Source organism: Streptomyces sp. NPDC055140 (assembly GCF_053607285.1).
Genome location: NZ_JBSGTG010000007.1, coordinates 22,644 through 49,274, shown reverse-complemented (window position 1 = coordinate 49,274; position 26,631 = coordinate 22,644). Strand labels below are relative to the sequence as shown.

Here is a 26,631-nt window from a genome sequence, read left to right as displayed (position 1 = left end):
AGGAAGTGCGAACGGCCGTACGGTTACGACACGCCGAAACGCGCCGCCAGCGCGGCACGCTGCGCACGGACAAACTCCGCATTCACCGCGGCTCCGTGCCCGGGGACGTACACGGCATCTTCACCGCCCAGTTCCAGCAGCCGGTCCAGGGCGGCCGGCCAGCGGCTCGGCACCGCGTCACGGCCCGCCTGCGGCTCGCCCGACTCCTCGACCAGATCGCCGCAGAAGACGACCTCGGGCGTGCCCGGCACCAGGATCGCCAGGTCGTGCCCGCTGTGCGCCGGGCCCACGTTCGCGAGCAGCGCCTGGAGCCCGTTGCCCAGATCGAGCGTCCACTCCCCGCACACCCGGTGATGCGGCACGACGAGCACGTCAGCGGCCTCGGCCGCCTGCTCGTGCGGCACGCCGTGCGCCACCGCGGACGCCCGCAGCTCGTCACGGCCCCGCGTGAGCACCGTGTCGATGCCCGCGGCGCCGTACACCTCGACACCGGCGAACGCGGCCGTGCCGAGAACGTGGTCGAAATGGGGGTGGGTCAGCGCGATATGCGTCACGCGTGCCTGCGGGCCGATGAGGCGCCGGGTGTCCGCCCGCAGCGCCGCACCCTCACGAAGTGATGAACCCGTGTCGACGAGCAACGCCGCCCCGTCGCCCACCACAAGGCCCGTCGTGCAGTCCCAGCCCGGCAGCCGGACCCGCCCTGCCCGAGCGGACAGCTCCTCCCAGCCCACCGCATTCCAGTCCAGGTCGTCCACGGGTCCGACGCTAGCGCCCTTGCCGGGCCCGTACCCACCGGCCGTACACTGACCCGGAGACCATTGGCACTCGGCCGCACCGAGTGCCAGCCGCGGACGACACAGCTGGAGGTGCGCGCGAATGCTCAGTGAACGCAGGCTCGAAGTGCTGCGCGCCATCGTCCAGGACTACGTGGGGACCGAGGAGCCGGTCGGCTCCAAGGCGCTCACCGAGCGGCACAGCCTCGGCGTCTCACCGGCAACGGTGCGCAACGACATGGCGGCGCTCGAGGAGGAGGGCTTCATCGCCCAGCCTCACACGAGCGCCGGGCGGATCCCGACCGACAAGGGCTACCGCCTGTTCGTGGACAAACTGACGGCGGTCAAGCCGATGACGGGGCCCGAGCGCCGCGCCATCCAGAACTTCCTCGACGGCGCCGTCGACCTCGACGACGTCGTCGGCCGGACCGTGCGGCTGCTCGCGCAGCTGACGCGGCAGGTCGCCGTGGTGCAGTACCCGTCCCTGACGCGGTCGACCGTGCGCCACGTGGAACTGCTCTCGCTCGCCGCCGCCCGCGTGATGCTCGTACTGATCACGGACACGGGGCGGGTCGAGCAGCGGATGATCGACTGCCCGGCGCCGTTCGGCGAGACCTCTCTCGCCGATCTGCGGGCCCGGCTCAACAGCAGGGTCGCGGGACGCCGCTTCGCGGACGTGCCGCAGCTGGTGCAGGACCTGCCGGAGTCCTTCGACACGGAGGACCGCGGCACGGTCGCGACGGTGCTCTCCACTTTGCTGGAGACTCTCGTCGAGGAGACCGAGGAGCGGTTGATGATCGGCGGCACCGCCAATCTCACCCGCTTCGGACATGACTTTCCCCTCACCATCCGGCCCGTGCTGGAGGCGCTGGAGGAGCAGGTCGTGCTCCTCAAGCTCCTTGGTGAGGTCAACGATTCGGGCATGGCCGTACGGATCGGTCATGAGAACGCCCATGAGGGACTCAGCTCAACCTCCGTGGTCTCGGTCGGCTACGGTTCGGGCAGCGAGGCAGTCGCCAAGCTCGGCGTGGTCGGACCGACCCGCATGGACTATCCGGGAACGATGGGAGCAGTACGCGCAGTGGCACGTTACGTCGGACAGATCCTGGCGGAGTCGTAAGTGGCCACGGACTACTACGCCGTACTCGGCGTGCGCCGCGACGCCTCCCAGGACGAGATCAAGAAGGCCTTCCGCAGGCTGGCCCGTGAGCTTCACCCGGACGTCAATCCGGACCCGAAGACACAGGAGCGGTTCAAGGAGATCAACGCCGCCTACGAGGTGTTGTCGGACCCGCAGAAGAAGCAGGTCTACGACCTCGGCGGCGACCCCCTCTCGCAGGCGGGCGGAGGCGGGGCCGGCGGCTTCGGCGCCGGTGGCTTCGGGAACTTCTCCGACATCATGGACGCGTTCTTCGGAACGGCGTCCCAGCGTGGTCCCCGGTCGCGCACGCGCCGCGGCCAGGACGCCATGATCCGGCTCGAGATCGAGCTGGACGAGGCCGCCTTCGGGACCACCAAGGACATCCAGGTCGACACGGCCATCGTCTGTACGACCTGCAGCGGCGAGGGTGCCGCGCCCGGCACGTCCGCGCAGACCTGTGACATGTGCCGCGGTCGCGGCGAGGTGTCCCAGGTCACGCGGTCCTTCCTGGGCCAGGTCATGACCTCGCGGCCGTGCCCGCAGTGCCAGGGCTTCGGCACGGTCGTGCCGACGCCGTGCCCGGAGTGCGCCGGTGACGGCCGCATCCGCTCGCGGCGCACGCTCACCGTGAAGATCCCGGCCGGTGTCGACAACGGCACGCGGATCCAGCTCGCGGGCGAGGGTGAGGTCGGCCCCGGCGGCGGCCCCGCCGGTGACCTGTACGTCGAGATCCACGAGCTGCCGCACACCGTCTTCCAGCGGCGTGGCGACGATCTGCACTGCACCGTCACCATTCCGATGACGGCCGCGGCGCTCGGCACCAAGGTGCCGCTCGAGACGCTCGACGGCCTCGAGGAGATCGACATCCGGCCGGGCACGCAGTCCGGTCAGTCGGTCCCGCTGCACGGGCGCGGCATCACGCACCTGCGTGGCGGCGGCCGAGGCGACCTCATCGTGCACGTCGAGGTCCTGACGCCGACGAAGCTGGACGCCGAGCAGGAGCGGGTGCTGCGTGAGCTGTCGAAGCTGCGCGGCGAGGAACGTCCCACGGGGCAGTTCCAGCCTGGGCAGCAAGGGCTGTTCTCGCGGCTCAAGGACGCGTTCAACGGCCGGTAGGCGGATTCGGACTTGTACGGGGGACGTGGCACGATGCGGTCATGTCCCCCACGCTGACCGATCTCTGTCACTATCCGATCGTGCAGGCACCCATGGCGGGCGGTGCCTCCTGTCCGCAGCTCGTCGCCGCCGTGTCGGAGGCCGGCGGGCTCGGATTCCTCGCCGCCGGGTACAAAACCGCCGACGGGATGTACCAGGAGATCAAGCAGGTACGGGGGCTGACCAACCAGCCGTTCGGCGTGAATCTCTTCATGCCGCAGCCCGAGTACGCGGACCCCGCGGCCGTCGCCGTCTACGGCAGCCAGCTCGCCGGTGAGGCCGCCTGGTACGAGACTCAGCTGGGCGACCCGGACAGCGGCCGCGACGACGGCTTCGACGCGAAGCTCGCGATCCTCCTCGACGACCCGGTACCGGTCGTCACCTTCACGTTCGGCTGCCCGAGCCGCGACGTCCTCGACTCCCTCGCCCGCGTCGGCACCCTCACCGCCGTCACGGTGACCACCCCGGAGGAGGCGCAGGCCGCCCAGTGGGCCGGCGCCGACGCTGTGTGCGTCCAGGGCATCGAGGCGGGCGGCCACCAGGGCACCCACCGGGACAACCCGGAGGCAGACGGCTCCGGCATCGGACTCATCGCGCTGATCGCCCAGGTCCGTGAGGCCGTGCAGATCCCGATCATCGCCACCGGCGGCCTCATGCGCGGCGGGCAGCTCGCCGCCGTGCTCGCCGCGGGCGCCGACGCCGGACAGTTCGGCACGGCCTTCCTGGTCTGCCCCGAGTCCGGCGCCAACCTGCTGCACAAGCAGGCCATGACCAACCCGCTGTTCGTGCGGACCGAGCTGACCCGGGCGTTCTCCGGGCGCCCGGCGCGCGGCCTCGTGAACCGGTTCATGCGCGAGCACGGCCCGTACGCGCCCGCCGCCTACCCGCAGATCCACCACATGACGTCGACGCTGCGCAAGGCCGCCGCCAAGGCGGGGGACCCGCAGGGGATGGCGCTGTGGGCGGGGCAGGGCCACCGGCTCGCCCGTGAGCTGCCCGCCGGCCAGCTCGTCGAGGTGCTCGCGGCCGAACTCGCCGAGGCGAGGGACGCGTTGGGCGCGCGGGGCGCCGCATGACGGCGCCGGTGTTCGTCGTCGACGAGGTGCCGTCCGCCAAAACGTTCGTGCTCGACGGGGCCGAGGGGCGGCACGCGGTCTCCGTGAAGCGGCTGCGGGCCGGTGAGGACGTCGTCCTGACCGACGGGCGCGGGCGCTGGACCGAGGCGGTCGTGGAGGCCGCCGAAGGCAAGGACCGGCTCGTCGTCACGGCGGGCCCCGTCCAGGAGGAGCCCGCGCAGGCGCCCAGGATCACCGTCGTCCAGGCCCTCCCCAAGGGCGACCGGGGCGAACTCGCCGTCGAGACCATGACCGAGACCGGTGTCGACGCGATCGTGCCGTGGCAGGCCGCCCGCTGCATCACGCAGTGGAAGGGCGACCGCGGCGCCAAGGCGCTCGGCAAGTGGCGGGCCACCGCACGCGAGGCGGGCAAGCAGTCCCGCCGGGTGCGCTTCCCGGACGTCGCGGACGCCGCGACGACCAAGCAGGTGGCGGCACTTCTCGCCGGGGCGGACTTCGCGGCCGTCCTGCACGAGGACCGCGACTGCGACAGCGGCGCCCTCGCCACCGCCCAGCTGCCCACGGCCGGGGACATCGTCCTCGTGGTCGGCCCGGAGGGCGGCGTCTCGCCCGACGAGCTCGCCGCGTTCGCCGAGGCGGGCGCGCGTCCGTACCGGCTCGGGCGTAGCGTTCTGCGTACGTCGACCGCGGGGACCGCCGCGACGGCGCTGCTCCTCGGCCGCACCGGCCGCTGGTCCTGATCAGACCCCCAGGGGGACGCGTGGAACTCGCCCAGGTCAGACTCCTCGTCACCGACTTCCGTGCCTGTTACCACTTCTACGCGGACGTCCTCGGCCTCAAGCCGCAGTCGGGCGCGCAGGACGGCCCGTACGAGAAGTTCAGCCCCGCGGCGGGCTCCGCGGGCATCGCGCTCGAGGACCGGGCGCTGATGGCGCGGGTCATCGGTGAGGTGAGGGACGCCCCGGACGGGTACCGCTCCCTCGTCGTGCTGCGGGTCGACGACCTGGACCAGTACTGCGAAGAGATCGTCGCGCGCGGCGCCGAGATCCTCCAGGGGCCCGCGCCGATGACCGACCGGATGCGCGTCGCGCACCTCAAGGACCCCGAGGGCAACATCGTGGAGCTCCAGGAGTGGCTGCTGATGGGCGGCTGATCGCCCGGCGATCTTCGGTCCCGCAGGGCGCCGAAACAAGCCGTATCGCCGCGGGCAAGTGACGAAAGCGCTGACCGGGCACGGTGCGCGTGCCTAGGGTGATCGGGTGACACGGACAGCGCACTCTGGATATCTCCGGTTCCCGCATCTGCACGGCGAGTTGGCCGCCTTCACCGCCGAGGACGACGTCTGGGTCGCCCCTCTCGACGGCGGGCGCGCCTGGCGCGTCAGCGCCGACAACGTCCCCGTCAGCCACCCCCGGATCTCGCCCGACGGCACCACCGTCGCCTGGACGTCCACCCGCGACGGCGCTCCCGAGGTGCACATCGCCCCGGTCGACGGCGGACCCTCGAAACGTCTTACGTACTGGGGCAGTTCGAGGACGACGGTGCGCGGCTGGACCCCCGACGGGCAGGTCCTCGCGCTCAGCACCCAGGGCCAGGCGTCCCTGCGCCGCAGCTGGGCGAGGGCCGTACCCCTCGACGGCGGACCCGCCACCACGCTCCCGTACGGGCCCGTGGGTGACGTCGTGACCGGGCCCGGCGGGCAGGTCGTCCTGCTGTCCGCGCCGATGGGCCGCGAGGCCGCCTGGTGGAAGCGCTACCGGGGCGGCACCGCGGGGAAGCTGTGGATCGACCGGGCGGGCGACGGCGAGTTCGTCCGTCTCCACGAGGAGCTCGACGGGAACATCGAGTACCCGATGTGGGTGGGAGACCGGGTCGCCTTCCTGTCCGACCACGAAGGCGTCGGCGCCCTGTACTCGTCCCTCGCCGACGGCAGTTCGCTGCGCCGGCACACGCCTCTGGACGGCTTCTACGCCCGGCACGCGTCGAGCGACGGCACACGCGTCGTGTACGCGGCGGCCGGTGAACTGTGGATCGTGGATGCCCTCGACAGCGCGGAGGACGCCGCGCCGCGCCGCCTGGACGTCCGCCTCGGCGGGCAGCGCGTCGACCTCCAGCCCCACCCCGTCAGCGCCGCCCGCTGGTTCGGCGCGGCGGCACCCGACCACACCGCGCGCGGCAGCGCCGTCGCGGTGCGCGGCGCGGTCCACTGGGTCACCCACCGCTCCGGGCCCGCCCGCGCGCTGGCCGCCCGACCCGGCGTACGGGCCCGCCTCCCGCGCACCTTCCGCGTCGAGGGCGAGGAACACGTGGTGTGGGTGACGGACGCGGAGGGCGACGACGCCCTGGAGTTCGCGCCCGCCACCGGCATCGCGCCCGGCGCCACCCCGCGCAGGCTCGCCGCAGGGCAGCTCGGCCGCGTACTGAACCTCGCGATGGCGCCCGACGGCAGCCGGGCCGCCGTCGCCTCGCACGACGGGCGTGTGCTGCTCGTCGAGCGCGAGAGCGGCGAGGTCAGGGAGGTCGACCGCAGCGAGGACGGCGACGTGAGCGGCCTCGTCTTCTCGCCGGACTCGGCGTGGCTCGCCTGGTCGCACCCCGGCCCCTCGCCCCTGCGCCACCTCAAGCTCGCCAACACCGCCGACCTGTCGGTGACGGAGGCGACGCCGCTGCGGTTCCGTGACTACGCGCCCGCGTTCACCCTCGACGGCAAACACCTCGCGTTCCTCTCCGCGCGCTCCTTCGACCCGGTCTACGACGAGCACGTCTTCGACCTCGCGTTCGTCGGGGGCTCACGGCCGCACCTGATCACGCTCGCTGCGGCGACGCCGTCCCCGTTCGGCCCCCAGCGCCACGGCCGTCCCTTCGACACCCCGGACAGCCCCGCCGCCGAGACCCCCGACAGCGAAGGCACCCCCACCACCCGTATCGACCTCGAAGGGCTCGCCGACCGCATCGTCGCGTTCCCCGTGGAGGCGGCCCGCTACACGACCTTGCGGGCCGCCAAGGACGGCGTCCTGTGGCTGCGGCACCCGCTCCAGGGCGTACTCGGCGCGTCCCGGGCCACCCCCGACGACCCCGACCCCAAGAGCGAGCTCGAACGCTACGACCTCGCCCAGCAGCGCATCGAGCACCTCGCCTCCGACGCCGACCATCTGGCCGTCAGCGGCGACGGCAAGCGCGTCCTGCTGTGGACCGACGGCAAACTGAAGGTCGTACCGAGCGACCGGCGGGCCTCCTCCGACGACGACAGCGACACCAACATCACCGTCGACCTGAGCCGGGTCCGCCAGGACGTCGACCCCGTCGCCGAGTGGCGGCAGATGTACGACGAGGCGGGCCGCCTCATGCGGGACAACTTCTGGCGCGCGGACATGGACGGCGTCGACTGGGACGGCGTCCTGGAGCGTTACCGGCCCGTCCTCGACCGCGTCGCGACCCACGACGATCTCGTCGACCTCCTGTGGGAGGTCCAGGGCGAACTCGGCACCTCCCACGCCTACGTCACACCGAGCGGCGGCTGGAGCGGCGGCGACCGGCGGCAGGGTCTCCTCGGCGCGGACATCTCCCGCCACGAGGACGGCAGTTGGCGCATCGGCCGCGTCCTGCCCACCGAGACGTCCGACCCACGCGCCCACGCACCGCTCGCCGCGCCCGGGGTGGCCGTGCGCGCGGGTGACGCGATCATCGCGGTGGCCGGACGTCCCGTCGACCCCGTCACCGGTCCGGGACCGCTCCTCGTAGGGACGGCGGGCAAGCCCGTCGAGCTGACCGTCTCCCCGGCCGGCGGCGACCCGCGCCACGTGGTCGTCGTCCCCGTCGCCGACGAGGAGCCGCTGCGCTACCACGCCTGGGTCGTCGACCGCCGCGCCCACGTCCACGAGCAGTCGGGCGGCCGCCTCGGCTATCTCCACGTGCCCGACATGCAGGCCCCCGGCTGGGCCCAGATCCACCGCGACCTGCGGGTCGAGGTGGCGCGCGACGGGTTGATCGTCGACGTGCGCGAGAACCGCGGCGGACACACCTCGCAGCTCGTCGTCGAGAAGCTGGCGCGCCGGGTCGTCGGCTGGGACCTGCCGCGCGGCTCCCGCCCCTTCAGCTACCCGATGGACGCGCCCCGCGGCCCCGTGGTGGCCGTCGCCAACGAGTTCTCCGGCTCCGACGGCGACATCGTCAACGCGGCGATCAAGGCGCTCGGGATCGGCCCCGTGGTCGGTGTACGCACCTGGGGCGGCGTCATCGGCATCGACAGCCGCTACCGGCTCGTCGACGGGACGCTGGTGACCCAGCCGAAGTACGCGACCTGGCTGGACGGCTACGAGTGGGGGCTGGAGAACCACGGCGTCGACCCCGATGTCGAAGTGGTCGCCGCCCCGCAGGACCACGCGGCCGGGCGCGACCCGCAGCTCGACGAGGCCGTGCGCATCGCCCTCGCGGCGCTCGCCGAGAACCCGGCGCGGACGGCACCCGAACTCCCGGAGCCGCGCGGGCGGGCGCGGGGCCTGTCGTAGGAGTCAGACGTCGCGGGTGGCGGCAGGCCGGATAGCATTCCCGGCGTAGTGACCGGACGGTGTGAGGAGACGTGATCGTGGCCGGAGAGCCGCAGGCCGACTGCCTGTTCTGCAAGATCGTCGCGGGGGAGGTCCCGGCCACGCTGGTACGGGAGACCGAGACGACCGTCGCCTTCCGGGACATCAACCCGCAGGCGCCGAGCCATGTCCTCGTCATCCCGCGCGTCCACCACCGCGACGCCGCGACCCTCGCCGCCGCCGATCCGCAGATCGCCGCCGACGTGCTGCGGGAGACGGCCGAGGTCGCCGCCGAGGAGAAGCTCGACAGCTACCGCGTCGTGTTCAACACCGGCGGCGGCGCGGGCCAGACCGTCTTCCACGCCCACGCCCATGTCCTCGGGGGCCGCGGCCTCCAGTGGCCCCCCGGCTAGCGGGCGCCGGGTAACACGCCGTGTCCGTACGGGAATTGGTGGTGCTCGGTACCGCGAGCCAGGTGCCGACGAGGCACCGCAACCACAACGGCTACCTGCTGCGCTGGGACGGGGAGGGCATCCTCTTCGATCCCGGCGAGGGCACGCAGCGCCAGATGCTGCGGGCCGGCGTCGCCGCGCACGACCTCAACCGGCTGTGCGTCACCCACTTCCACGGCGACCACTCCCTCGGCCTCGCCGGGGTCATCCAGCGCATCAACCTGGACCGGGTGCCGCACCCCGTCACCGCGCACTACCCGCGCTCCGGGCAGCGTTTCTTCGACCGGCTGCGGTACGCCACCGCGTACCGCGAGAGCGTCGCGCTCGCCGAGGAGCCGGTGGGCGGCGAGGGCGGCGTCCTCGCCGAGACGCCGTCGTACACGCTGGACGCACGCCGCCTCTCCCACCCCGTCGAGTCCTACGGCTACCGCCTCGTGGAGCCCGACGGGCGCCGCATGCTGCCCGGACTGCTCGCCGAACACGGCATCTCCGGGCCCGACGTGGGGATCCTCCAGCGTGACGGGTCCCTGCGCGGCGTCACCCTCGACGACGTGAGCGAGGTGCGGCGCGGGCAGCGGTTCGCGTTCGTCATGGACACCCGGCTCTGCGACGGGGTGAACGAGCTCGCCGAGGGGTGCGATCTGCTCGTCATCGAGTCGACCTTCCTCGACGGCGACCATCAACTGGCCTCCGACCACGGCCACTTGACCGCCGGGCAGGCCGCGCGCGCCGCGGCCGAGGGCGGGGTGCGGCATCTCGTGCTCACGCACTTCAGTCAGCGCTACTCCGACCCCGAAGAGTTCGAGCGCCAGGCCCGCGCCGCCGGCTTCACGGGACAACTGACGGTGGCACGCGACCTGGACCGGGTCCAGGTGCCCAAACGCATCTAATACCGGGCGTACCATGCTCTGATGTCCCTCGCCTCGCTCCCCAAAGCCGAACTCCACCTGCACATCGAAGGCACCCTCGAACCCGAGCTCGCCTTCGAGCTCGCGGCCCGCAACGGCGTCGACCTGCCGTTCGCCGACACCGAGGCTCTCCGCAAGGCCTACCTCTTCGAAGACCTGCAGTCCTTCCTCGACCTGTACTACGGCCTGATGGCGGTCCTGCGCACCGAGGAGGACTTCGAGCAGCTCGCCGACGCCTACCTCGCGCGCGCCGCCGAGCAGGGCGTGCGGCACGCCGAGATCTTCTTCGACCCGCAGGCCCACACCGCCCGCGGCGTGCCGATCGGGACCGTCGTCGAGGGTCTGAGCGGCGCCCTGTCGAAGAGCGTGGAGCGCCACGGCGTCTCCACCCGGCTCATCATGTGCTTCCTGCGCGACCAGTCCGCCGAGTCGGCGATGCAGACCCTGGAGTCCGCGAAGCCCTACCTCGACCGGATCGTGGGCGTCGGCCTCGACTCCGCCGAGGTCGGCAACCCCGCCTCCAAGTTCCGCGAGGTGTACGAGGCCGCGGGCGCGCTCGGGCTGCGCAAGGTCGCCCACGCGGGCGAGGAGGGCGATCCCTCGTACGTATGGGAGGCGCTCGACGTGCTCGGCGTCGAGCGCATCGACCACGGGCTCCGCTGCGTCGAGGACCCGGCGCTCGTCGAGCGGCTCGTGCGGGACCGGGTGCCCCTGACGCTGTGTCCGCTGTCGAACGTGCGGCTGCGCGCCATCGACGTACTGGAGGACCACCCGCTGCCGCGGATGATGGACGCCGGTCTGCTCTGCACGGTGAACTCCGACGACCCGTCCTACTTCGGCGGGTACGTCGGAGACACCTTCCACGCGGTCCACGAGGCGCTCGCGCTCGACCACGGGCGGCTGCGCGAGCTCGCCCGTAACTCGTTCGTCGCGTCGTTCCTCGACGACGACGAGGAGCTGCGCTCGCGCTACCTCGCCGAGGTCGACGCGTTCGCGTTCGACGACTGACCGAGCCCCGCCGAACCGCCCCGCGGTCCCGCCGTGGAGAACTCCTCCTGCGTCGGGGCCGGTTGGGGCGTGCTCACCGTGATCTCCACGACCGGCTGCTCCGGCGCGCCCATCTGCGGGACCGCGCCCGCCGGGGCGCCCGTCACACCGGCCACCAGGGCGGCGGGGGCGCCGCCCCTCCTGCGGACCGTGCCGGGCCGCAGCAGCGGGCTGCCGCCCGTGTGCAGCGCCACCGCCGTGAGCGGCAGCGCCAGGACGAGCAGCGCCGCGGCGAGCGCCGTGCCCATCGCCGGGTAGCCCGCCGTCTGCGACAGGACGCTGCCGGTGAGCGGCCCGCAGGCCGTGCCGAGTGACGCCGCCGAGCCGACGAGGACCGCCCAGCGGCCGCGCGGGTCCAGGGACGCGGCCAGGCCGATCAGATACGACAGGACCACCGGGTACAGCGTGTTCCACGCGATCTCACCGGTCGCGAACGACGCGAGGTCGTCCGCGCGGGCGCTCACCACGATGCAGCACGCGATCAGTGCCGTGCCCGCGCCGATCGGGGCGGCGCGGCCGAGCCGGGACCCGAGCGCCCCCGCGCCGAGCACGCCCACGAGCGCCGTGCCGAGCGCCACCGCGAAGACCGCGCCGACGGTGATCTCCGTCAGGCCCGCCTGGTCCGTGCCGATGCGGCTGCTGACGCCCCACAGGGAGTTCTGCGCCATCGACCAGCAGAGCATCGCGGCGGCCAGGACCAGGCCCGAGCGGCGGAAGGGGAGAGGGCCGGCGGGCCTGGGCTGCCCGGCCGGGGTGGGGAGTTGGGCGGTGCCGCTCTCCAGGCCGGAGGTCGCCGGCCACGTCGCCAGCGCCGTCAGCGCGATCGCCGCGAACGGCAGCGCGTGACCGGTGCCCAGGTGCGGCATCGTCAGATACAGCGCACCCGCCAGCGCCGAGACGCTGAGCAGGCCCAGCGTCGACGCCCGGTGCGGGTCGCGCTGCCCGGCGATTCCCGTCGCGGCGACCGTCGTCGCCGTGCCCGAGCCGAAGCCTCCGGCCATCGCGCCGATGACCACCAGCGGTACGAAGGACGTCGCCGCGGCCGCGCTGTATCCCAGCGCCGCGAGCAGCAGGCCCGCTCTCGCGAGGGTGCGGGGGCCCATGCGGTCCACACGGCCGGCGAAGGTGAAGCCCGCCGCGGCCGAACTCATCAGCAGCGCACTGCCGATGAGGCCCGCCTGCGCCGGGGGGAGATGGAGGCTGTCGCCGAGGCGGCCCACGACGGTGGGCAGCAGATACGGGGCCAGATAACCGGCCGTGAAGAGGGCGACAAGGGGCCGGGGAGTGCGGCGGGACACGGGCGTTCCAAGGCGTGGCGGTGTACGGGGATCAGGGCATGCGGAATTACGGGGATGCCTGAACAGGCAAGGGGATTGGGGGTGCGCCGGGGCTCGCGATACGAGGGGGCGCGGCCAATTTGTATCAAGCGCGGGGAGGGTGAAAACAGCCGGGCCGGTGTGATCTGGGCCACGTTCTGTTTGGAGGGTAGGAGTGGGGGTAGACAAGCCTGTTTTTCCGGGGCGCCGGGCCGTGGCTGCGGCCCCGTTCCGGAGGCACCGGCTTTCGGTCCGTACGCCGTGCTACGCGCGTTGTCCGGGGGGTATCAGGCACACTGTGCGGACCCTCACCACTCTGGGGAGCCCACCGTGAACTCCAACGACCCGGCGCATGTGGATCCGCTCGCTCAGCTGCGCACCCCCGCCGATCCGCCCTGCGACGTCTATCTGACGGGGACCGTCTTCCTCGACATCATCTTCACGGGGCTGGACAGCGCCCCCGTGCGGGGGACCGAGTCCTGGGCGCGCGGCATGGGGTCCAGCCCCGGCGGTGTCGCCAACATGGCCACCGCCCTGGCACGGCTCGGGCTGCGGACGTCGCTGGCCGCCGCCTTCGGGGACGACCACTACGGCGAGTACTGCTGGGACAGCCTGGAGCAGGGTGAGGGCATCGACCTGACGTCGTCGCGGACCGTCGCCGGCTGGCACTCGCCCGTCACCGTCTCCATGGCGTACGAGGGCGAGCGGACCATGGTCAGCCACGGTCACGAGCCGCCGCCGGAGGAACCCGCCCCCGAGTGCCCGCCGCAGGCACGCGCCGCCGTCGCGTCGCTGGCCCCCGGGACGAGCGAGCCCTGGATCGCCACGGCCGCGGGCCGCGGGACGCGGATCTTCGGTGACGTGGGATGGGACGACACGGGCCACTGGGACCTGAGTTCCCTCGACGACCTGTCGCGCTGCGAGGCATTCCTGCCGAACGCCGAGGAAGCCATGCGCTACACCCGTACGTCCTGCCCCCGGGCCGCCGCGCACGCCCTGGCCGAATACGTGCCGCTGGCCGTGGTCACCCTGGGTGCCGAGGGCGCCTACGCCGTGGACGCCCGCAGCGGGGAGACCGCCTCCGTGCCCGCCATCGAGGTCGCCGCCCTGGACCCCACCGGCGCAGGGGACGTGTTCGTCGCCGGGTTCGTGACCGGGACGCTCGCAGGGTGGCCGCTGGCCGACCGGCTTGCCTTCGCCGGACTGACCGCCGCCCTGTCCGTGCAGGAGTTCGGCGGATCACTGTCCGCGCCCGGCTGGTCGGAAATAGCTGCCTGGTGGCGGCATGTGCAGGCCTACGACGACCAGGAGCCCGCGGCCCTGCGCCGGTACGCCTTCCTGGAGGCGCTGCTGCCCGAGGTGAGCCGGCCGTGGCCCCTGCGGCGGGCGGTGCCGACGATCGGCTTCGGGCGGTCCGTGTAGGCACGCGGAAAAGGCCTACGGCGTTGTCGGTGCACCGTCGTACCCTGGGCAGTGCAAGGCTGTCGACGCGGCGCGAGCCCCCGCACGAGGAGGATGAGCAGGCCTTCAGTGCCGGCCCATGACTCAGACACCCACCGCTCAGGCGCGAGCGCATTTCACGGTCCCGGCGAACCATCCCATGGTGACCGTCCTCGGATCCGGCGACGCGCTCCTTCGCGTGATCGAGAAGGCTTTCCCGGCGGCCGACATCCATGTCCGGGGCAATGAGATCAGCGCTGCGGGCGACGCGAAGGAAGTCGCCCTCATCCAGCGCGTGTTCGACGAGATGATGCTGGTGCTCCGCACCGGACAACCGATGACGGAGGACGCAGTGGAACGCTCGATCGCCATGCTCAAGGCGAGCGAGAACGGGGAGGGTGACGGCCAGGAGACCCCGGCCGAGGTTCTCACTCAGAACATTCTCTCGTCGCGAGGCCGGACCATCCGTCCGAAGACCCTCAACCAGAAGCGCTACGTCGACGCCATCGACAAGCACACCGTCGTCTTCGGGATCGGCCCCGCCGGTACGGGCAAGACCTACCTCGCGATGGCCAAGGCCGTGCAGGCCCTGCAGTCCAAGCAGGTCAACCGCATCATCCTGACGCGGCCTGCCGTGGAGGCGGGGGAGCGGCTCGGATTCCTGCCGGGCACGCTCTACGAGAAGATCGACCCCTACCTGCGCCCCCTGTACGACGCGCTGCACGACATGCTCGACCCGGACTCCATCCCCCGCCTGATGGCCGCGGGCACCATCGAGGTGGCGCCGCTGGCCTACATGCGAGGCCGCACGCTGAACGACGCCTTCATCATCCTGGACGAGGCGCAGAACACGAGCGCCGAGCAGATGAAGATGTTCCTCACCCGGCTCGGGTTCGACTCGAAGATCGTGGTCACGGGTGACGTGACACAGGTCGACCTGCCGAGCGGGACGAAGAGCGGTCTGCGGCAGGTCCAGGACATCCTGGAGGGCCTCGACGACGTCCACTTCTCGCGGCTCACGTCCCAGGATGTCGTCCGGCACAAGCTCGTCGGCCGTATCGTCGACGCGTACGAGAAGTACGACAGCCAGCAGGGCACCGAGAACGGCTCGCACCAGGGCCGCGGCAGAGGGAAGTAGCAAGCACCGCATGTCGATCGACGTCAACAACGAGTCCGGAACCGAGGTCGACGAGCAGGCGATCCTCGACATCGCCCGCTACGCGCTCGCGCGGATGCGCATCCACTCGCTCTCCGAGCTCTCGGTGATCGTCGTGGACGCCGACGCCATGGAGCAGCTGCACGTGCAGTGGATGGACCTGCCGGGGCCCACGGATGTCATGTCGTTCCCGATGGACGAGCTGCGGCCGCCGTCGAAGGACGACGAGGAGCCCCCGCAGGGCCTGCTCGGCGACATCGTGCTGTGCCCGGAGGTGGCCAAGCAGCAGGGCGAGGACGCGCCCACGCAGCACTCCATGGACGAGGAGCTCCAGCTGCTCACCGTGCACGGGGTGCTGCACCTGCTCGGTTATGACCACGAGGAGCCCGACGAGAAGGCCGAGATGTTCGGGCTTCAGGCGGCCATCGTGGACGGGTGGCGGGGTGACAAGGGCCTGACCGGTCCGTCCCCCGCGCCCACCGTGTCATGAGTCCTTCTCTCGTCGCGGGCGCCGTCGCCCTCGTCGTGGTCGCCTGGCTGGCGGCCTGCGCCGAGGCCGGCATCGCCCGCACCTCCAGCTTCCGCGCCGAGGAGGCCGTCCGGTCCGGGCGGCGCGGCAGCGACCGGCTCGCCCAGGTCGCCGCCGACCCGACCCGCTATCTGAACGTGGCCCTGCTGGTCAGGGTCGCCTGCGAGATGGCCGCCGCCTCGCTGGTCACGTACGCCTGTCTCCAGGAGTTCGACGCGACCTGGGAGGCGCTGGCCGTCGCCATCGGCGTGATGGTGCTCGTCTCGTACGTGGCCGTCGGTGTCTCGCCCCGCACCATCGGGCGCCAGCACCCGCTGAACACGGCCACGGCCGCCGCGTACGTCCTGCTGCCGCTCGCCCGGATCATGGGGCCCATTCCGCCGCTGCTCATCCTCATCGGCAATGCCCTGACCCCCGGAAAGGGGTTCCGGCGCGGGCCCTTCGCCTCCGAGGCGGAGCTGCGCGCCATGGTCGACCTCGCCGAGAAGGAGTCCCTCATCGAGGACGACGAGCGCCGCATGGTGCACTCCGTCTTCGAGCTGGGGGACACCCTGGTCCGCGAAGTCATGGTCCCCCGCACCGACTTGGTCGCCATCGAGCGGTACAAGACGATCCGGCAGGCGCTCACGCTGGCGCTGCGGTCCGGGTTCTCCCGCATTCCGGTCACCGGCGAGAGCGAGGACGACGTCGTCGGCATCGTTTATCTCAAGGACCTGGCCCGCAAGACGCACATCAGCCGGGACGCCGAGAGCGAGCTCGTCTCGACCGCGATGCGGCCCGCCACGTTCGTGCCCGACACGAAGAACGCGGGCGACCTCCTGCGTGAGATGCAGCAGCTGCGCAACCACGTCGCCGTCGTGATCGACGAGTACGGCGGCACCGCGGGCATCGTCACCATCGAGGACATCCTCGAGGAGATCGTCGGCGAGATCACCGACGAGTACGACCGTGAACTCCCGCCCGTGCAGGACCTCGGCGACGAACGCTTCCGTGTGACGGCCCGCCTCGACATCGGCGACCTCGGCGAGCTGTACGGCATCGAGGAGTACGACGACGAGGACGTGGAGACCGTCGGCGGGCTCCTCGCCAAGGCGCTCGGCCGGGTGCCGATCGCGGAGGCCTCGTCCGTCGTCGAACTGCCCGACGGGCGAGTGCTGCGGCTCACCGCGGAGGCCGCCGCGGGCCGGCGCAACAAGATCGTGACCGTGCTCGTGGAGCCGTTGGGCGAAGAGGGGGAGTGACGTCGTGAAGCCGCAGGAGCTGCGCGCCTTGTGTCTGTCGTTCAACGCGGCCGTCGAGGAGTTCCCGTTCAACCCCGACACGTCCGTCTTCAAGGTCCTGGGCAAGCTCTTCGCCCTGACGAACCTGGACGCGCGGCCCCTCACCGTCAACCTCAAGTGCGACCCCGAGGACGCGGTGCGCCTGCGTGCCGAGCACGTCGCGGTCGTGCCCGGCTGGCACATGAACAAGCGGCACTGGAACACGGTGACCGTCGGCGAACTCCCGGACAGGATGGTCCGGGAGCTCGTGGAGGACTCGTACGACCTCGTGGTGGCCGGCCTGCCGAGGGCCGAGCGCCTCAAGCTCGACCGTGGCTGACGACAGCAAGGCGTACCGCCGGCGGGAGCCGCGCGCGTTCCTGATGAACCGCCGCGCTACAACTGCGTGATGTACGACGACACGGCCGCGAAGCTGGAGTGGCCGGCGAGGCCCGAGGAGCGGCGTGGGGCCATGTACCCCGTTGCCGGGTGAGCGTTGCGGCGTTCCTTATGCTCACCCCATGACTGAGAGCAACGACCTCACCGCCGAGGACCGCAAGATCGTCACGCTGGCGCGCAGCGCCCGCGCCCGCAACGGTGTGCCCGAGGGGGCCGCCGTGCGGGACGAGACGGGGCGCACGTACGTGGCGGGGACCGTCTCGCTGGACTCCCTGAAGCTTTCCGCGCTGCGGACCGCCGTCGCGATGGCCGTGGCGTCGGGGGCTCAGTCGCTGGAGGCCGCCGCCGTCGTCTCCGACGGTCCGGAGGTCGACGGGGAGGATCTGGCGGCGGTACGGGATCTTGGGGGCGCGGGTACGCCGGTGTTCCTCGCGGGGCCCGACGGCGTGGTGCACGGGGCCGTGGCCGCCGGCTGAGACAGCCGGCCCCGGGCCGGAACGGCTACACCGCGTCCGGCCCCCGCTCGCCCGTCCGTACGCGGACGACGGTCTCCACCGGCACCGCCCACACCTTGCCGTCACCGATCTTCCCGGTCTGCGCCGCGCGCACGATCGCGTCGATGACCGGCTCGAGGTCCTCGTCCTCGACGACGACCTCGATCCGGATCTTGGGGACGAGGTCGATCCGGTACTCGGCCCCGCGGTAGACCTCGGTGTGGCCGCGCTGGCGCCCGTACCCGCTGGCCTCCGTCACGGTCAGGCCCTGCACGCCGAGCTCCTGGAGAGCGGTCTTCACCTCGTCCAGGCGGAACGGCTTGACGATCGCGGTCACGAGCTTCATGCGGAGGGCTCCTTCGGCGGGGCGGAGTGGGCGGTGTGCGGGGCGGTGTGTCCGGCGTGGACGCCGTGATCGTAGGCGGTCTCCGCGTGCACCGTCTGGTCGAGGCCCGTGAGCTCGTCGTCGGCGGAGGCCCGGAAGCCCATCGCCCGGTCGATCGCCCTGCCGATCCCGTACGTCACCAGGAACGTGTACGCCGCGACGGTGAGCACGGCGACCGCCTGCCTGCCGAGCTGCCCGAACCCGCCCCCGTAGAACAGGCCCTCCTTGCCGCCGGTCATCGTGGCCGTCGCGAACAGGCCGATCAGCAGGGTGCCGACGACACCGCCGACGAAGTGCACACCGACCACGTCCAGCGAGTCGTCGTAGTCGAGGCGGAACTTCCACGCGACGGCGTACGAGCAGACGACGCCCGCCACCAGACCCACCACGCAGGCCCCCAGCACGCCGACCACGCCGCAGGACGGGGTGATCGCGACCAGGCCGGCGACCGCGCCGGACGCCGCGCCGAACGTCGTGGGGTGACCGTCGCGCTTGTGCTCCACGAAGAGCCAGCCGAGCAGGCCGGTGCAGCCCGCGATCAGCGTGTTGAGGACGGACGCGGCCGCAAGGCCGTTCGCGGCGAGAGCCGAGCCGCCGTTGAAGCCGAGCCAGCCGAACCAGAGCAGCCCCGCGCCCGTCATCACCATCGGCAGGTTGTGCGGGCGCATCGCTTCCTTCTTGAAGCCGAGACGCGGGCCCAGGACCAGGCACAGGGCCAGGCCGGACGCGCCCGAGGCGATCTCCACGACGAGGCCGCCCGCGAAGTCGAGCCCGCCGAGAGACTGCGAGATCCAGCCGCCGGGACCCCACACCCAGTGCGCCACGGGAACGTATACGAGCAGCGTCCACACCGGTACGAACACCAGCCAGGCCGCGAACTTCGTGCGGTCCGCGACCGCGCCGCTGATCAGCGCGGCCGTCAGGAACGCGAAGGTGAGCTGGAAGGTGGAGAACAGGAACGTGGGGACCGTGCCGGTCAGGCTGTGCGGGTTGATGCCCGCCATGCCCGCGTGCTCCAGACCGCCGATGAGGCCCGCGAACGCGTCGTCGCCGAACGCGAGCGAATATCCGGCGACCAGCCAGACGACGGTGACCAGCGCGATCGACACGAACGACATCAGCAGCATGTTCAGGACGCTCTTCGTGCGGACCATGCCGCCGTAGAAGAGGGCCAGGCCCGGCGTCATCAGGAGGACGAGCGCGGTCGCGGCCAGCAGCCACGCGGTGTCGCCGGTGTCGAGGCCGGTGGCGGCGGCCAGCGGCGCGTTCTCGGTCTGCACGGGGGTCTCCTCGGGCGTGGGGGGCGGACGACGAGCCTCACCGTCGCGCGTTTCCGTTCGCTGACCCGCGCGTTTCCGCGGTGTTTCGTGTTGCGCGGGGGTTTCCGGGGCCTCACTGCGGACCGGCTGGCCCCGCAGGTGCGGCAGGGCGCGGTGGATCAGGGACAATGGGCGCCATGAGCGTTCGTACCCAGTCATCCGAGCCGTCCGGGGAAGCGTCCCACCGGGCCGGCTTCGCCTGCTTCGTCGGCCGCCCCAACGCGGGCAAGTCCACCCTCACGAATGCTCTGGTCGGCAAGAAGGTCGCGATCACCGCGGACCAGCCGCAGACCACGCGGCACACGGTGCGCGGCATCGTGCACCGGCCCGACGCCCAGCTGATCCTGGTGGACACCCCGGGCCTGCACAAGCCGCGCACGCTGCTGGGCCAGCGGCTCAACGACGTCGTGCGCACGACGTGGGCCGAGGTCGACGTCATCGGCTTCTGCCTGCCCGCGAACGAGAAGCTAGGCCCCGGCGACCGCTTCATCGCCAAGGAGCTCGCCTCCATCAAGAAGACGCCGAAGGTGGCGATCGTCACCAAGACCGACCTGGTCGACAGCAAGCAGCTCGCCGAACAGCTCATCGCCATCGACCAGCTCGGCAAGGAGCTCGGCTTCGAGTGGGCGGAGATCGTGCCCGTCTCGGCCGTCGGCGACAAGCAGGTCGGCCTGCTCGCCGACCTGCTCGTCCCGCTGCTGCCGGAGGGCCCCGCGCTCTACCCGGAGGGCGACCTCACGGACGAGCCCGAGCAGGTCATGGTGGCGGAGCTGATCCGCGAGGCCGCGCTGGAGGGCGTGCGCGACGAGCTGCCGCACTCCATCGCCGTCGTCGTCGAGGAGATGCTGCCGCGCGAGGACCGCCCGGCGGACAGGCCGCTCCTCGACATCCATGCCTTCGTCTACATCGAGCGCCCCAGCCAGAAGGGCATCATCATCGGCCCGAAGGGCAAGCGCCTCAAGGACGTGGGCATCAAGTCCCGCAAGCAGATCGAGGCACTCCTCGGCACCCCCGTCTTCCTGGACCTGCACGTGAAGGTCGCGAAGGACTGGCAGCGCGACCCGAGGCAGCTGCGCAAGCTGGGGTTCTAGGTTCGGCAGGGGCTAGCTCTCGTACGTGCTCGGGGTCAGGTCCTGGAGGCCCACGACCCGCAGCAGCTCCAGGCGTTCGTACGCCTCCGTGCCCGGTCGTGCCGAGTGCACGACGAGCTGCTGGTCGTGGCCGTCGCTGAGCAGTACCTCGCAGTCGAGGTCGAGGGCGCCGACCACGGGGTGCAGGAAGCGCTTCGGTGAGGGGCGGCGCACCACGACGTCGTGCGACTGCCACAGTTCCTCGAACTCCCGTGACCCGGCGCGCAGTTCGGCCACGAGGGCGGCCGGCCCCGGGTCGTCGGGGCGGGCCGCGGCGACCGCCCGCAGGCTCGCCACGTGGGCCCGGGCGTGCGCCTCATGGTTCTCGGGCGGGAACATGGGCCGCGTCGCCGGGTTCGTGAACCAGTCGCGGATCACGTTCCTGCCGGTGTGGTCGCCGGTCAGGGCCACCGACATGGTGTTCTGGGCGAGCATCTCGCCCCAGTCGCTGATCACCGACGCCGGCAGATCGTGCAGCCGGTCCAGAATCAGCAGCAGCCCCGGCCGCACATGCCCCGAGGAACGGCCAGGGCGGGGCGGCTCCTCGCCCGCCAGATGGAACAGGTGGTCGCGCTCGGCGTCGTTGAGCCGCAGCGCACGGGCCAGCGCCGTCAGCATCTGCCGCGACGGATGGGAGCCGCGGCGCTGCTCCAGGCGCGTGTAGTAGTCCGTGGACATCCCGGCGAGCTGCGCCACCTCCTCGCGGCGCAGCCCCGGCGTGCGGCGCCGCGGGCCCGCGGTCAGGCCCACGTCGGAGGGCGCCAGGCGGGCGCGGGAGCGGCGCAGGAAGTCGGCGAGTTCGGCTCGGTTCACCTCTTCAGGATCGCTCGGAACCGGACTCGTAACCAGGGAGCGCCAGTCCCTGGACAACCGCGTCTCTCCCGCCCGGCCCGCCACGCGCGCAGGCTCAGGGCATGGCTACGAACACGAGGAGGCGGCCATGCTGACACTGGTGACAGGCGCGACGGGCAAGGTCGGGCAGCGGTTCGTGCCGCGACTGCTGCAGAACACGGCGCCGGGCGATCAGGTGCGGGTGCTCGTGCGGGACGCGGCACGAGGCGAGCGGTTCGCCGCACTGGGCGCGGACGTGGTGGTCGGCGACCTGCGGGACGCGGACGTGCTCGACAAGGCGACGGCCGGGGCGGACGCCGTGGTGAACGTCGCCGCGGCCTTCCGCGGAGTGCCCGACGAGGAGGCGCGAGCGGTCAACAGGGACGCCGCCATCGAGCTGGCCCGAGCCTCCGTGGCCTCGGGCGTGCGGCGGTTCGTGCAGGTCAGCACGGGTCTGGTGTACGGCAGCGGGCGCGGCAGGCCGCTGGTCGAGGACGACGAGACGGTGCCGGGCGGCCACCTGTGGGGCGCCTACCCCGAGTCGAAGTGGGAGGCGGAGCGCGCGCTGCGGGCGATGGACGGCCTCGACGACCTCCGCATCGCCCGGCTGCCCTTCGTGTACGGAGACGGGGATTCGCACCTGGCCGACGTGACGCAGTTGGCGTCGAACTGGCCGGCCATGCAGCGCCTGCACATGGGCCATCACGCGGACGTCGCCCAGGGTCTGCAACGGCTGCTGTACGCGCCGGGCGCGCACGGCGTCTACAACATCGCCGACGACGCCCCGGTCACCTTGGTCGACGTGCTCCAGCTCAACGGAGTGCCGGTGCCGCCGCAGGCGTACGACAAGGTGGACCCGGACCCCTGGGCCGGCGTCATGTCGACGGCCCGCATCCGCCGCGAACTGGGCTTCCGCCCGTTCTTCCCGTCCGTGTGGACGGCGCTGGACGCCGGCGCGCTGTAGCGCCGGCCTGTCAGGCCACCGACCGGATCCGCCGCACCAGGAGCGCCCCCGCGAGCCCGATCACCGCCGCGACCAGGTACAGGACGCGGTAGCCGCCGAGGTACGTGACGATCGGCGCGGCGAGCGCGGGCGCGGCGACCTGGGGCAGGGAGTTGGCGACGTTGATGACGCCCAGGTCCTTGCCCCGGTCCGTGGCCTTGGGCAGGACGTCCGTCATCAGCGCGAAGTCGACCGAGGTGAAGACGCCGAAGCCGACGCCGAGGACCGCCGCCGCGACGATCGCGCCGGGCCAGGTCTGCCAGCCGGACAGCGCGGCTGTCGCCACGGCCATCAGGACGCCCGACCAGATCACGAAGGGCTTGCGGCGACCCACCCGGTCGGAGGCGACCCCGGCCACGACGACGGTGCACAGCAGGGTCACGCCGTTGACCGCCGTAAGAATCAGCACGCCCTGGTCGGGGTCGCCGTAGTGGAGGCGGTCGCGCAGGTAGTAGAGCAGGTACAGGAGCACCAGCGCGTTGCTGAGGTTGATCAGGAAGCGGGTCAGCCAGGCCCACCCGAGGTCGGGGTAGCGGCGGGGGCTCAGCCAGAACCCGGTCAGGAAGGTCCGCCAGGCCCACGGCGGCCGGTCCGCCGGGGCGAGCCGCAGGTCCGGATGGCGCAGCACGTACGGCAGGACGCCCACCAGGGCGAACACCGCGCACGCCGTGTACCCGGCGCCGACCCCGCCCACGACGGTCGCGAGCCCCGTGCCGACGACCACGCCCAGGATCTGCGCGGCCCCCAGCCAGCCGCCCACCGCGCCGCGCTGGAGCCGCGGCACCCGGTCGGGAACGGCCGCCGTCACCGCCGCGAACGCCGCGTTCAGCGTCAGCTGCACCAGGCACCAGCCGGCCGCCATCGTCCACACCGACCCGGCCCCCGCCAGCAGGAGCAGCGCACACGCGCCGCCGCCCGCGCCCGCCACGATCCACGGCGTACGCCGCCCGAACCGCGACACCGTACGGTCCGAGAGCGCGCCGAAGAAGGGGTTCGAGGCGAGCGACACCACGGCGCCCACCCCGGTCACCCAGGCGAGCAGCGTCTCCTTGGACATGCCGGTGCCGGGCGCGAAGTCCTCGGCCTGGAGGGCGAGCAGGATCTGCAGGGGCCCGTACCAGCCGACCCAGATCGCCCCGTTGGCCAGCGACAGCGCGGCTGTCCAGCCGCGCCCGACCCGCTCGACGGGCTCGTCGAGCGCCGCGACGGCGGCCGTCATGCGCGCTGCGCCCGCAGCACGTCCCGCAGCCAGTGGTACGACGCCTTCGGCGTGCGCTCCAGGGTCGTGTAGTCGACGTGGACGAGACCGAAGCGGCGCGCGTAGCCCTCCGCCCACTCGAAGTTGTCCATCAGCGACCACACGAAGTAGCCGCGCACGTCGACCCCTGCCTCCAGAGCGCGGTGCAGGGCCCGCAGATGGCCGTCCAGGTACGCGATCCGCTCCTGGTCGTCCACACCCTCGTAGCTGCAGCCGTTCTCGGTGATGACCAGGGGCGGGAGCCGGTCACCGTAGCGGTCGCGGAAGGCGAGGAGGAGCTCGGTGAGCGCTTCGGGGACCACCGGCCAGCCGAAGTCCGTGACGGGGTATCCCTCGATCTCCCTCGGGGAGAAGGGGAGTTCGGGCGGCAGGGTGAGGCCGGAGAACTCCGTCGCCTCGCCGGAGGTGAGCGGCGCGCCCACCTTGGTCGGCTGGTAGAAGTTGATCCCGTACCAGTCGACGGGCTCCGCGATCACCTTCAGATCGGCGTCCACATCGCCCGGCATCAGGTCGCCGATGCCCTCCGGGTAGGCGCCGAGGAGCAGCGGGTCGGCGAAGAGCCGGTTGAGGAGCACGTCGTAGAAGTCCGCGGCCTCGCGGTCGGCGGGGTCGTCGGACGCGGGCCAGGTCGGGCCGTGCGAGTTCGCTATCCCGATGTCCGTGGCGCCTGCCGCGCGCAGCGCCCGTACGGCGAGGCCGTGGGCGAGGAGCTGGTGGTGGGCCACCGGCAGCGCGTCGAACAGGAGCTGCCTGCCGGGCGCGTGCTGGCCGAGCGCGTGGCCGAGGAGGGTGTGCTCGGCGGGCTCGTTGAGGGTGATCCACTTCTGTACGCGGTCGCCGATACGGTCCGCGACCTCGGCCGCGTAGTCCGCGAAGAGCGACGCCGTGTCCCGCTTCAGCCAGCCGCCCGCCTCGTCCACGGACAGCGGGGTGTCCCAGTGGAAGAGCGTCGGCACGGGCTGTACGCCCGCCGCGCACAGTGCGTCGACGAGCCGGTCGTAGAAGTCGAGGCCGCCCGGCGACATGACCCGCGGCCAGGAGACGGAGAAGCGGTACGCCCCGACCCCGAGGCCGGCGATCAGCGCCACGTCCTCGCCGTAGCGGTGGTAGTGGTCGCAGGCGACGGCGGCCGTCGAGCCGTCCTTCACCCGCCTCGGCTGTGCCGTGAACGCGTCCCACACCGAGGGGAGGCGCGCGTCGGTGGCGCCCTCGATCTGGTGGGCCGACGTGGACACGCCCCACAGGAAGTCGTGCGGGAACTGAGGTACCGGTTCGCTCGCTGCCATGCGCGCGATCATGCGTACCGGCGGTAACGGAAGTCAACGCCCTTGCAGGAAAAGGTCGTTACACCCCCGAAAGGTGGCTACGCCCCTTCCTTCAGGACCCACGAGATCAGCGCCCGCTGCTCGTCCGTGAGCCGCGGGTCCGCGCAGTACACGGTCTTCCCGTCCACCGTGATCGTGTAGCTGAACCCGTCCGGCACCCCCACCGGCGGCGTGCCCCGGCCCGCGGCCAGCGCCTGCTCGGCCAGGGCGTGCCACTCGTGGGCGTCGGCACGGCCCGAGGTGTCGACCTCGGCCCGCCGCTCGATCCCGGCGAATCCTCCGGTACGGATGACCTGAATACGCATGGGACCTGTCTACTCCAGTGGCCGCCCGCTGCCCAGCCGGGCGGCCGCCGAGCCCTGTGCCTGAGCCGGCCTACTCCGTCGGCACGCCGACCTGCGACCAGGCCTTCTGGACGGACTCCAGCTCCTCGCCGTCCTTGAAGCGGGTGCGCGCCGCCTTCGCCGTCAGCTTCGCGAAGTCCGCGAAGGACGCGTCCTGCGCCAGCTCGCCGCCGGTCAGGACGTCGTACCAGATCTGCCCGGCCCGCTCCCACGCGTTGCCGCCGAGCGCCACGGCCAGCAGGTAGAAGGCGTGGTTCGGAATGCCGGAGTTGATGTGCACGCCGCCGTTGTCGCTGCTCGTCCGCACGAAGTGGTCCATGTCGGCGGGTTGCGGGTCCTTGCCGAGCGCGTCGTCGTCGTACGCCGTACCGGGCGCCTTCATGGAGCGCAGCGCCTTGCCCGTGACGCGCGGCGCGAGGAGGCCCGCGCCGATCAGCCAGTCGGCGTCGGCGGCGCTCTGTCCGAGCGAGTACTGCTTGATCAGGGAGCCGAAGACGTCCGAGACCGACTCGTTCAGGGCGCCCGGCTGCCCGAAGTAGGTGAGGTTCGCCGTGTACTGGGTGACGCCGTGCGTCAACTCGTGGCCGATCACGTCGACCGGGATGGTGAAGTCGAGGAAGATCTCGCCGTCCCCGTCGCCGAACACCATCTGCTCGCCGTTCCAGAACGCGTTGTTGTAGTCGTTGTCGAAGTGCACGGACGCGTTCAGTGGCAGACCGCTGCCGTCGATGGAGTCGCGGGCGAACTTCTCCAGGTACAGCTCGAAGGTCGCGCCGAGGCCCGCGTACGCGCGGTTGACGGTCGCGTCCTTGCCGGGCTCGTCGCCCTCGCCGCGGACCTTCGTGCCCGGCAGCTCGGTGCGGTGGCCCGCGTCGAAGACCGTGCGGTGCGGCTTGTGCTCGACGGCGTCCGCGGGCGCGGCCACCGAGGGGGCGCCGATCACGGTGGTCAGGCGGCGGCGTGTGCGCTCCAGGGCGTCGCGTTCCAGGGTGCGGCGGGCCGGTGCCGAGAGCGCGGGGTCGCCGGACCGGGCGGCCTTGTCGAGGATGTGGGGCGGCACGATGGTGCAGAAGACGGGCTCGAAGCCCGTACGGTTCGCGGTCATGGCGGCAATGTGGCACTGCGTGACGTCACTGTCACTACCTGCAGCCAGAATTAATGAAATAGAGGGATTGATCACCTCTTGCCCGTTACCTGACGCCGATCCCGCATACTGATACACACCCGCGTCCCTCCCCCAGCTGGGCTAGGCTGCGACGCATCATGCGTTACGGGCTGCTTCTCCTTAGCTGCCGCGGCGAGGGCCTGTAGTCGAGGCCGACCCCCTCCCCGCGGAGTTCGGTGTTGCGCTTAGACCGTCGGCCG

Annotated in this window: 26 protein-coding genes; 17 read left to right on the top strand and 9 right to left on the bottom strand. The window is 71.9% G+C overall.

Annotated features, from left to right (window positions below; all coding sequences use genetic code 11):
- Positions 1 to 23 precede the first annotated feature (23 nt).
- Positions 24 to 755: an MBL fold metallo-hydrolase gene (locus ACWFR4_RS15745; RefSeq protein ID WP_453457294.1), complete on the bottom strand. Its 732-nt coding sequence runs from the start codon at positions 753 to 755 to the stop codon at positions 24 to 26.
- A 121-nt stretch (positions 756 to 876) separates the two neighbouring features.
- Between ACWFR4_RS15745 and hrcA the strand changes: the two genes are divergently transcribed.
- From hrcA to ACWFR4_RS15700, 9 genes are all read left to right on the top strand, one after another.
- Positions 877 to 1,893, top strand: coding sequence for a heat-inducible transcriptional repressor HrcA (hrcA, locus tag ACWFR4_RS15740; protein WP_389542761.1), 1,017 nt, complete (start codon positions 877 to 879; stop codon positions 1,891 to 1,893).
- A complete protein-coding gene (gene dnaJ / locus ACWFR4_RS15735) occupies positions 1,894 to 3,030 on the top strand; it encodes a molecular chaperone DnaJ (protein ID WP_453457291.1) in 1,137 nt (378 codons plus the stop codon).
- Between the two features lie 41 nt (positions 3,031 to 3,071).
- A complete protein-coding gene (locus ACWFR4_RS15730; RefSeq protein ID WP_453457288.1) occupies positions 3,072 to 4,145 on the top strand; it encodes a nitronate monooxygenase in 1,074 nt (357 codons plus the stop codon).
- Positions 4,142 to 4,885, top strand: coding sequence for a 16S rRNA (uracil(1498)-N(3))-methyltransferase (locus ACWFR4_RS15725; RefSeq protein ID WP_453457285.1), 744 nt, complete (start codon positions 4,142 to 4,144; stop codon positions 4,883 to 4,885). The genes ACWFR4_RS15730 and ACWFR4_RS15725 overlap by 4 nt, the downstream gene beginning before the upstream one ends.
- A gap of 20 nt (positions 4,886 to 4,905) precedes the next feature.
- Entirely contained in the window at positions 4,906 to 5,298 is a 393-nt protein-coding gene (locus ACWFR4_RS15720; RefSeq protein WP_453457283.1) for a VOC family protein, read from the top strand.
- Between the two features lie 106 nt (positions 5,299 to 5,404).
- A complete protein-coding gene (locus ACWFR4_RS15715) occupies positions 5,405 to 8,653 on the top strand; it encodes a S41 family peptidase (RefSeq protein WP_453652882.1) in 3,249 nt (1,082 codons plus the stop codon).
- A gap of 77 nt (positions 8,654 to 8,730) precedes the next feature.
- Positions 8,731 to 9,084, top strand: coding sequence for a histidine triad nucleotide-binding protein (locus ACWFR4_RS15710; protein ID WP_453457278.1), 354 nt, complete (start codon positions 8,731 to 8,733; stop codon positions 9,082 to 9,084).
- A gap of 20 nt (positions 9,085 to 9,104) precedes the next feature.
- Positions 9,105 to 10,013, top strand: coding sequence for a ribonuclease Z (locus ACWFR4_RS15705; protein ID WP_453457275.1), 909 nt, complete (start codon positions 9,105 to 9,107; stop codon positions 10,011 to 10,013).
- A 21-nt stretch (positions 10,014 to 10,034) separates the two neighbouring features.
- Positions 10,035 to 11,039, top strand: a complete 1,005-nt coding sequence (locus ACWFR4_RS15700) for an adenosine deaminase (protein ID WP_453652880.1) — start codon at positions 10,035 to 10,037, stop codon at positions 11,037 to 11,039.
- Here ACWFR4_RS15700 and ACWFR4_RS15695 read toward each other — a convergent pair.
- Positions 11,000 to 12,376, bottom strand: a complete 1,377-nt coding sequence (locus tag ACWFR4_RS15695; RefSeq protein WP_453457269.1) for an MFS transporter — start codon at positions 12,374 to 12,376, stop codon at positions 11,000 to 11,002. The two genes, ACWFR4_RS15700 and ACWFR4_RS15695, sit on opposite strands and share 40 nt — an antisense overlap.
- A 348-nt stretch (positions 12,377 to 12,724) precedes the next feature.
- Between ACWFR4_RS15695 and ACWFR4_RS15690 the strand changes: the two genes are divergently transcribed.
- The 6 genes from ACWFR4_RS15690 (at position 12,725) to ACWFR4_RS15665 (ending at position 17,653) form a co-directional block, all read left to right on the top strand.
- Positions 12,725 to 13,816, top strand: coding sequence for a carbohydrate kinase family protein (locus ACWFR4_RS15690; RefSeq protein WP_453457266.1), 1,092 nt, complete (start codon positions 12,725 to 12,727; stop codon positions 13,814 to 13,816).
- Between the two features lie 118 nt (positions 13,817 to 13,934).
- A complete protein-coding gene (locus ACWFR4_RS15685) occupies positions 13,935 to 14,972 on the top strand; it encodes a PhoH family protein (protein WP_326713074.1) in 1,038 nt (345 codons plus the stop codon).
- Positions 14,973 to 14,982: 10 nt separating this feature from the next.
- On the top strand, positions 14,983 to 15,480 hold the full coding sequence (gene ybeY, locus ACWFR4_RS15680) for an rRNA maturation RNase YbeY (protein WP_453652878.1): 498 nt from the start codon (positions 14,983 to 14,985) through the stop codon (positions 15,478 to 15,480).
- Entirely contained in the window at positions 15,477 to 16,760 is a 1,284-nt protein-coding gene (locus tag ACWFR4_RS15675) for a hemolysin family protein (RefSeq protein WP_453457260.1), read from the top strand. The genes ybeY and ACWFR4_RS15675 overlap by 4 nt, the downstream gene beginning before the upstream one ends.
- 4 nt (positions 16,761 to 16,764) lie before the next feature.
- A complete protein-coding gene (locus ACWFR4_RS15670; RefSeq protein WP_453652876.1) occupies positions 16,765 to 17,118 on the top strand; it encodes an MmcQ/YjbR family DNA-binding protein in 354 nt (117 codons plus the stop codon).
- 181 nt (positions 17,119 to 17,299) lie between these two features.
- Positions 17,300 to 17,653, top strand: coding sequence for a cytidine/deoxycytidylate deaminase family protein (locus ACWFR4_RS15665; protein WP_266564390.1), 354 nt, complete (start codon positions 17,300 to 17,302; stop codon positions 17,651 to 17,653).
- 25 nt (positions 17,654 to 17,678) lie between these two features.
- Here the strand turns inward: ACWFR4_RS15665 and ACWFR4_RS15660 are convergent, their stop codons facing one another.
- Together ACWFR4_RS15660 and ACWFR4_RS15655 are read right to left on the bottom strand one after the other, a co-directional pair.
- On the bottom strand, positions 17,679 to 18,017 hold the full coding sequence (locus ACWFR4_RS15660) for a P-II family nitrogen regulator (RefSeq protein ID WP_326713077.1): 339 nt from the start codon (positions 18,015 to 18,017) through the stop codon (positions 17,679 to 17,681).
- A complete protein-coding gene (locus ACWFR4_RS15655; RefSeq protein WP_453457255.1) occupies positions 18,014 to 19,336 on the bottom strand; it encodes an ammonium transporter in 1,323 nt (440 codons plus the stop codon). Before ACWFR4_RS15655 ends, ACWFR4_RS15660 begins: the two co-directional genes overlap by 4 nt.
- Before the next feature lie 167 nt (positions 19,337 to 19,503).
- Between ACWFR4_RS15655 and era the strand changes: the two genes are divergently transcribed.
- A complete protein-coding gene (gene era, locus ACWFR4_RS15650; RefSeq protein ID WP_199841793.1) occupies positions 19,504 to 20,466 on the top strand; it encodes a GTPase Era in 963 nt (320 codons plus the stop codon).
- A 12-nt stretch (positions 20,467 to 20,478) separates the two neighbouring features.
- On the opposite strand, the gene ACWFR4_RS15645 is transcribed toward era, so the two are convergent.
- Entirely contained in the window at positions 20,479 to 21,318 is an 840-nt protein-coding gene (locus ACWFR4_RS15645; protein WP_453457253.1) for a helix-turn-helix transcriptional regulator, read from the bottom strand.
- Positions 21,319 to 21,445: 127 nt separating this feature from the next.
- Here ACWFR4_RS15645 and ACWFR4_RS15640 point away from each other — a divergent pair, with 127 nt between their 5' ends.
- On the top strand, positions 21,446 to 22,300 hold the full coding sequence (locus tag ACWFR4_RS15640) for an NAD-dependent epimerase/dehydratase family protein (RefSeq protein WP_453457250.1): 855 nt from the start codon (positions 21,446 to 21,448) through the stop codon (positions 22,298 to 22,300).
- Between the two features lie 10 nt (positions 22,301 to 22,310).
- Here ACWFR4_RS15640 and ACWFR4_RS15635 read toward each other — a convergent pair whose 3' ends face one another.
- The 4 genes from ACWFR4_RS15635 to ACWFR4_RS15620 form a co-directional block, all read right to left on the bottom strand.
- Complete coding sequence (locus ACWFR4_RS15635) at positions 22,311 to 23,558, bottom strand: MFS transporter (RefSeq protein WP_453652874.1); 1,248 nt, start codon at positions 23,556 to 23,558, stop codon at positions 22,311 to 22,313.
- Entirely contained in the window at positions 23,555 to 24,895 is a 1,341-nt protein-coding gene (locus ACWFR4_RS15630; protein WP_453652872.1) for a GH1 family beta-glucosidase, read from the bottom strand. The genes ACWFR4_RS15635 and ACWFR4_RS15630 overlap by 4 nt, the downstream gene beginning before the upstream one ends.
- Positions 24,896 to 24,960: 65 nt before the next feature.
- Positions 24,961 to 25,227 carry a protealysin inhibitor emfourin gene (locus ACWFR4_RS15625; protein ID WP_453457243.1) on the bottom strand — a complete coding sequence of 89 codons (267 nt, stop codon included), beginning with the start codon at positions 25,225 to 25,227 and terminating at the stop codon, positions 24,961 to 24,963.
- A gap of 70 nt (positions 25,228 to 25,297) precedes the next feature.
- Entirely contained in the window at positions 25,298 to 26,371 is a 1,074-nt protein-coding gene (locus tag ACWFR4_RS15620) for a M4 family metallopeptidase (protein ID WP_453652870.1), read from the bottom strand.
- Positions 26,372 to 26,631: the final 260 nt, after the last annotated feature.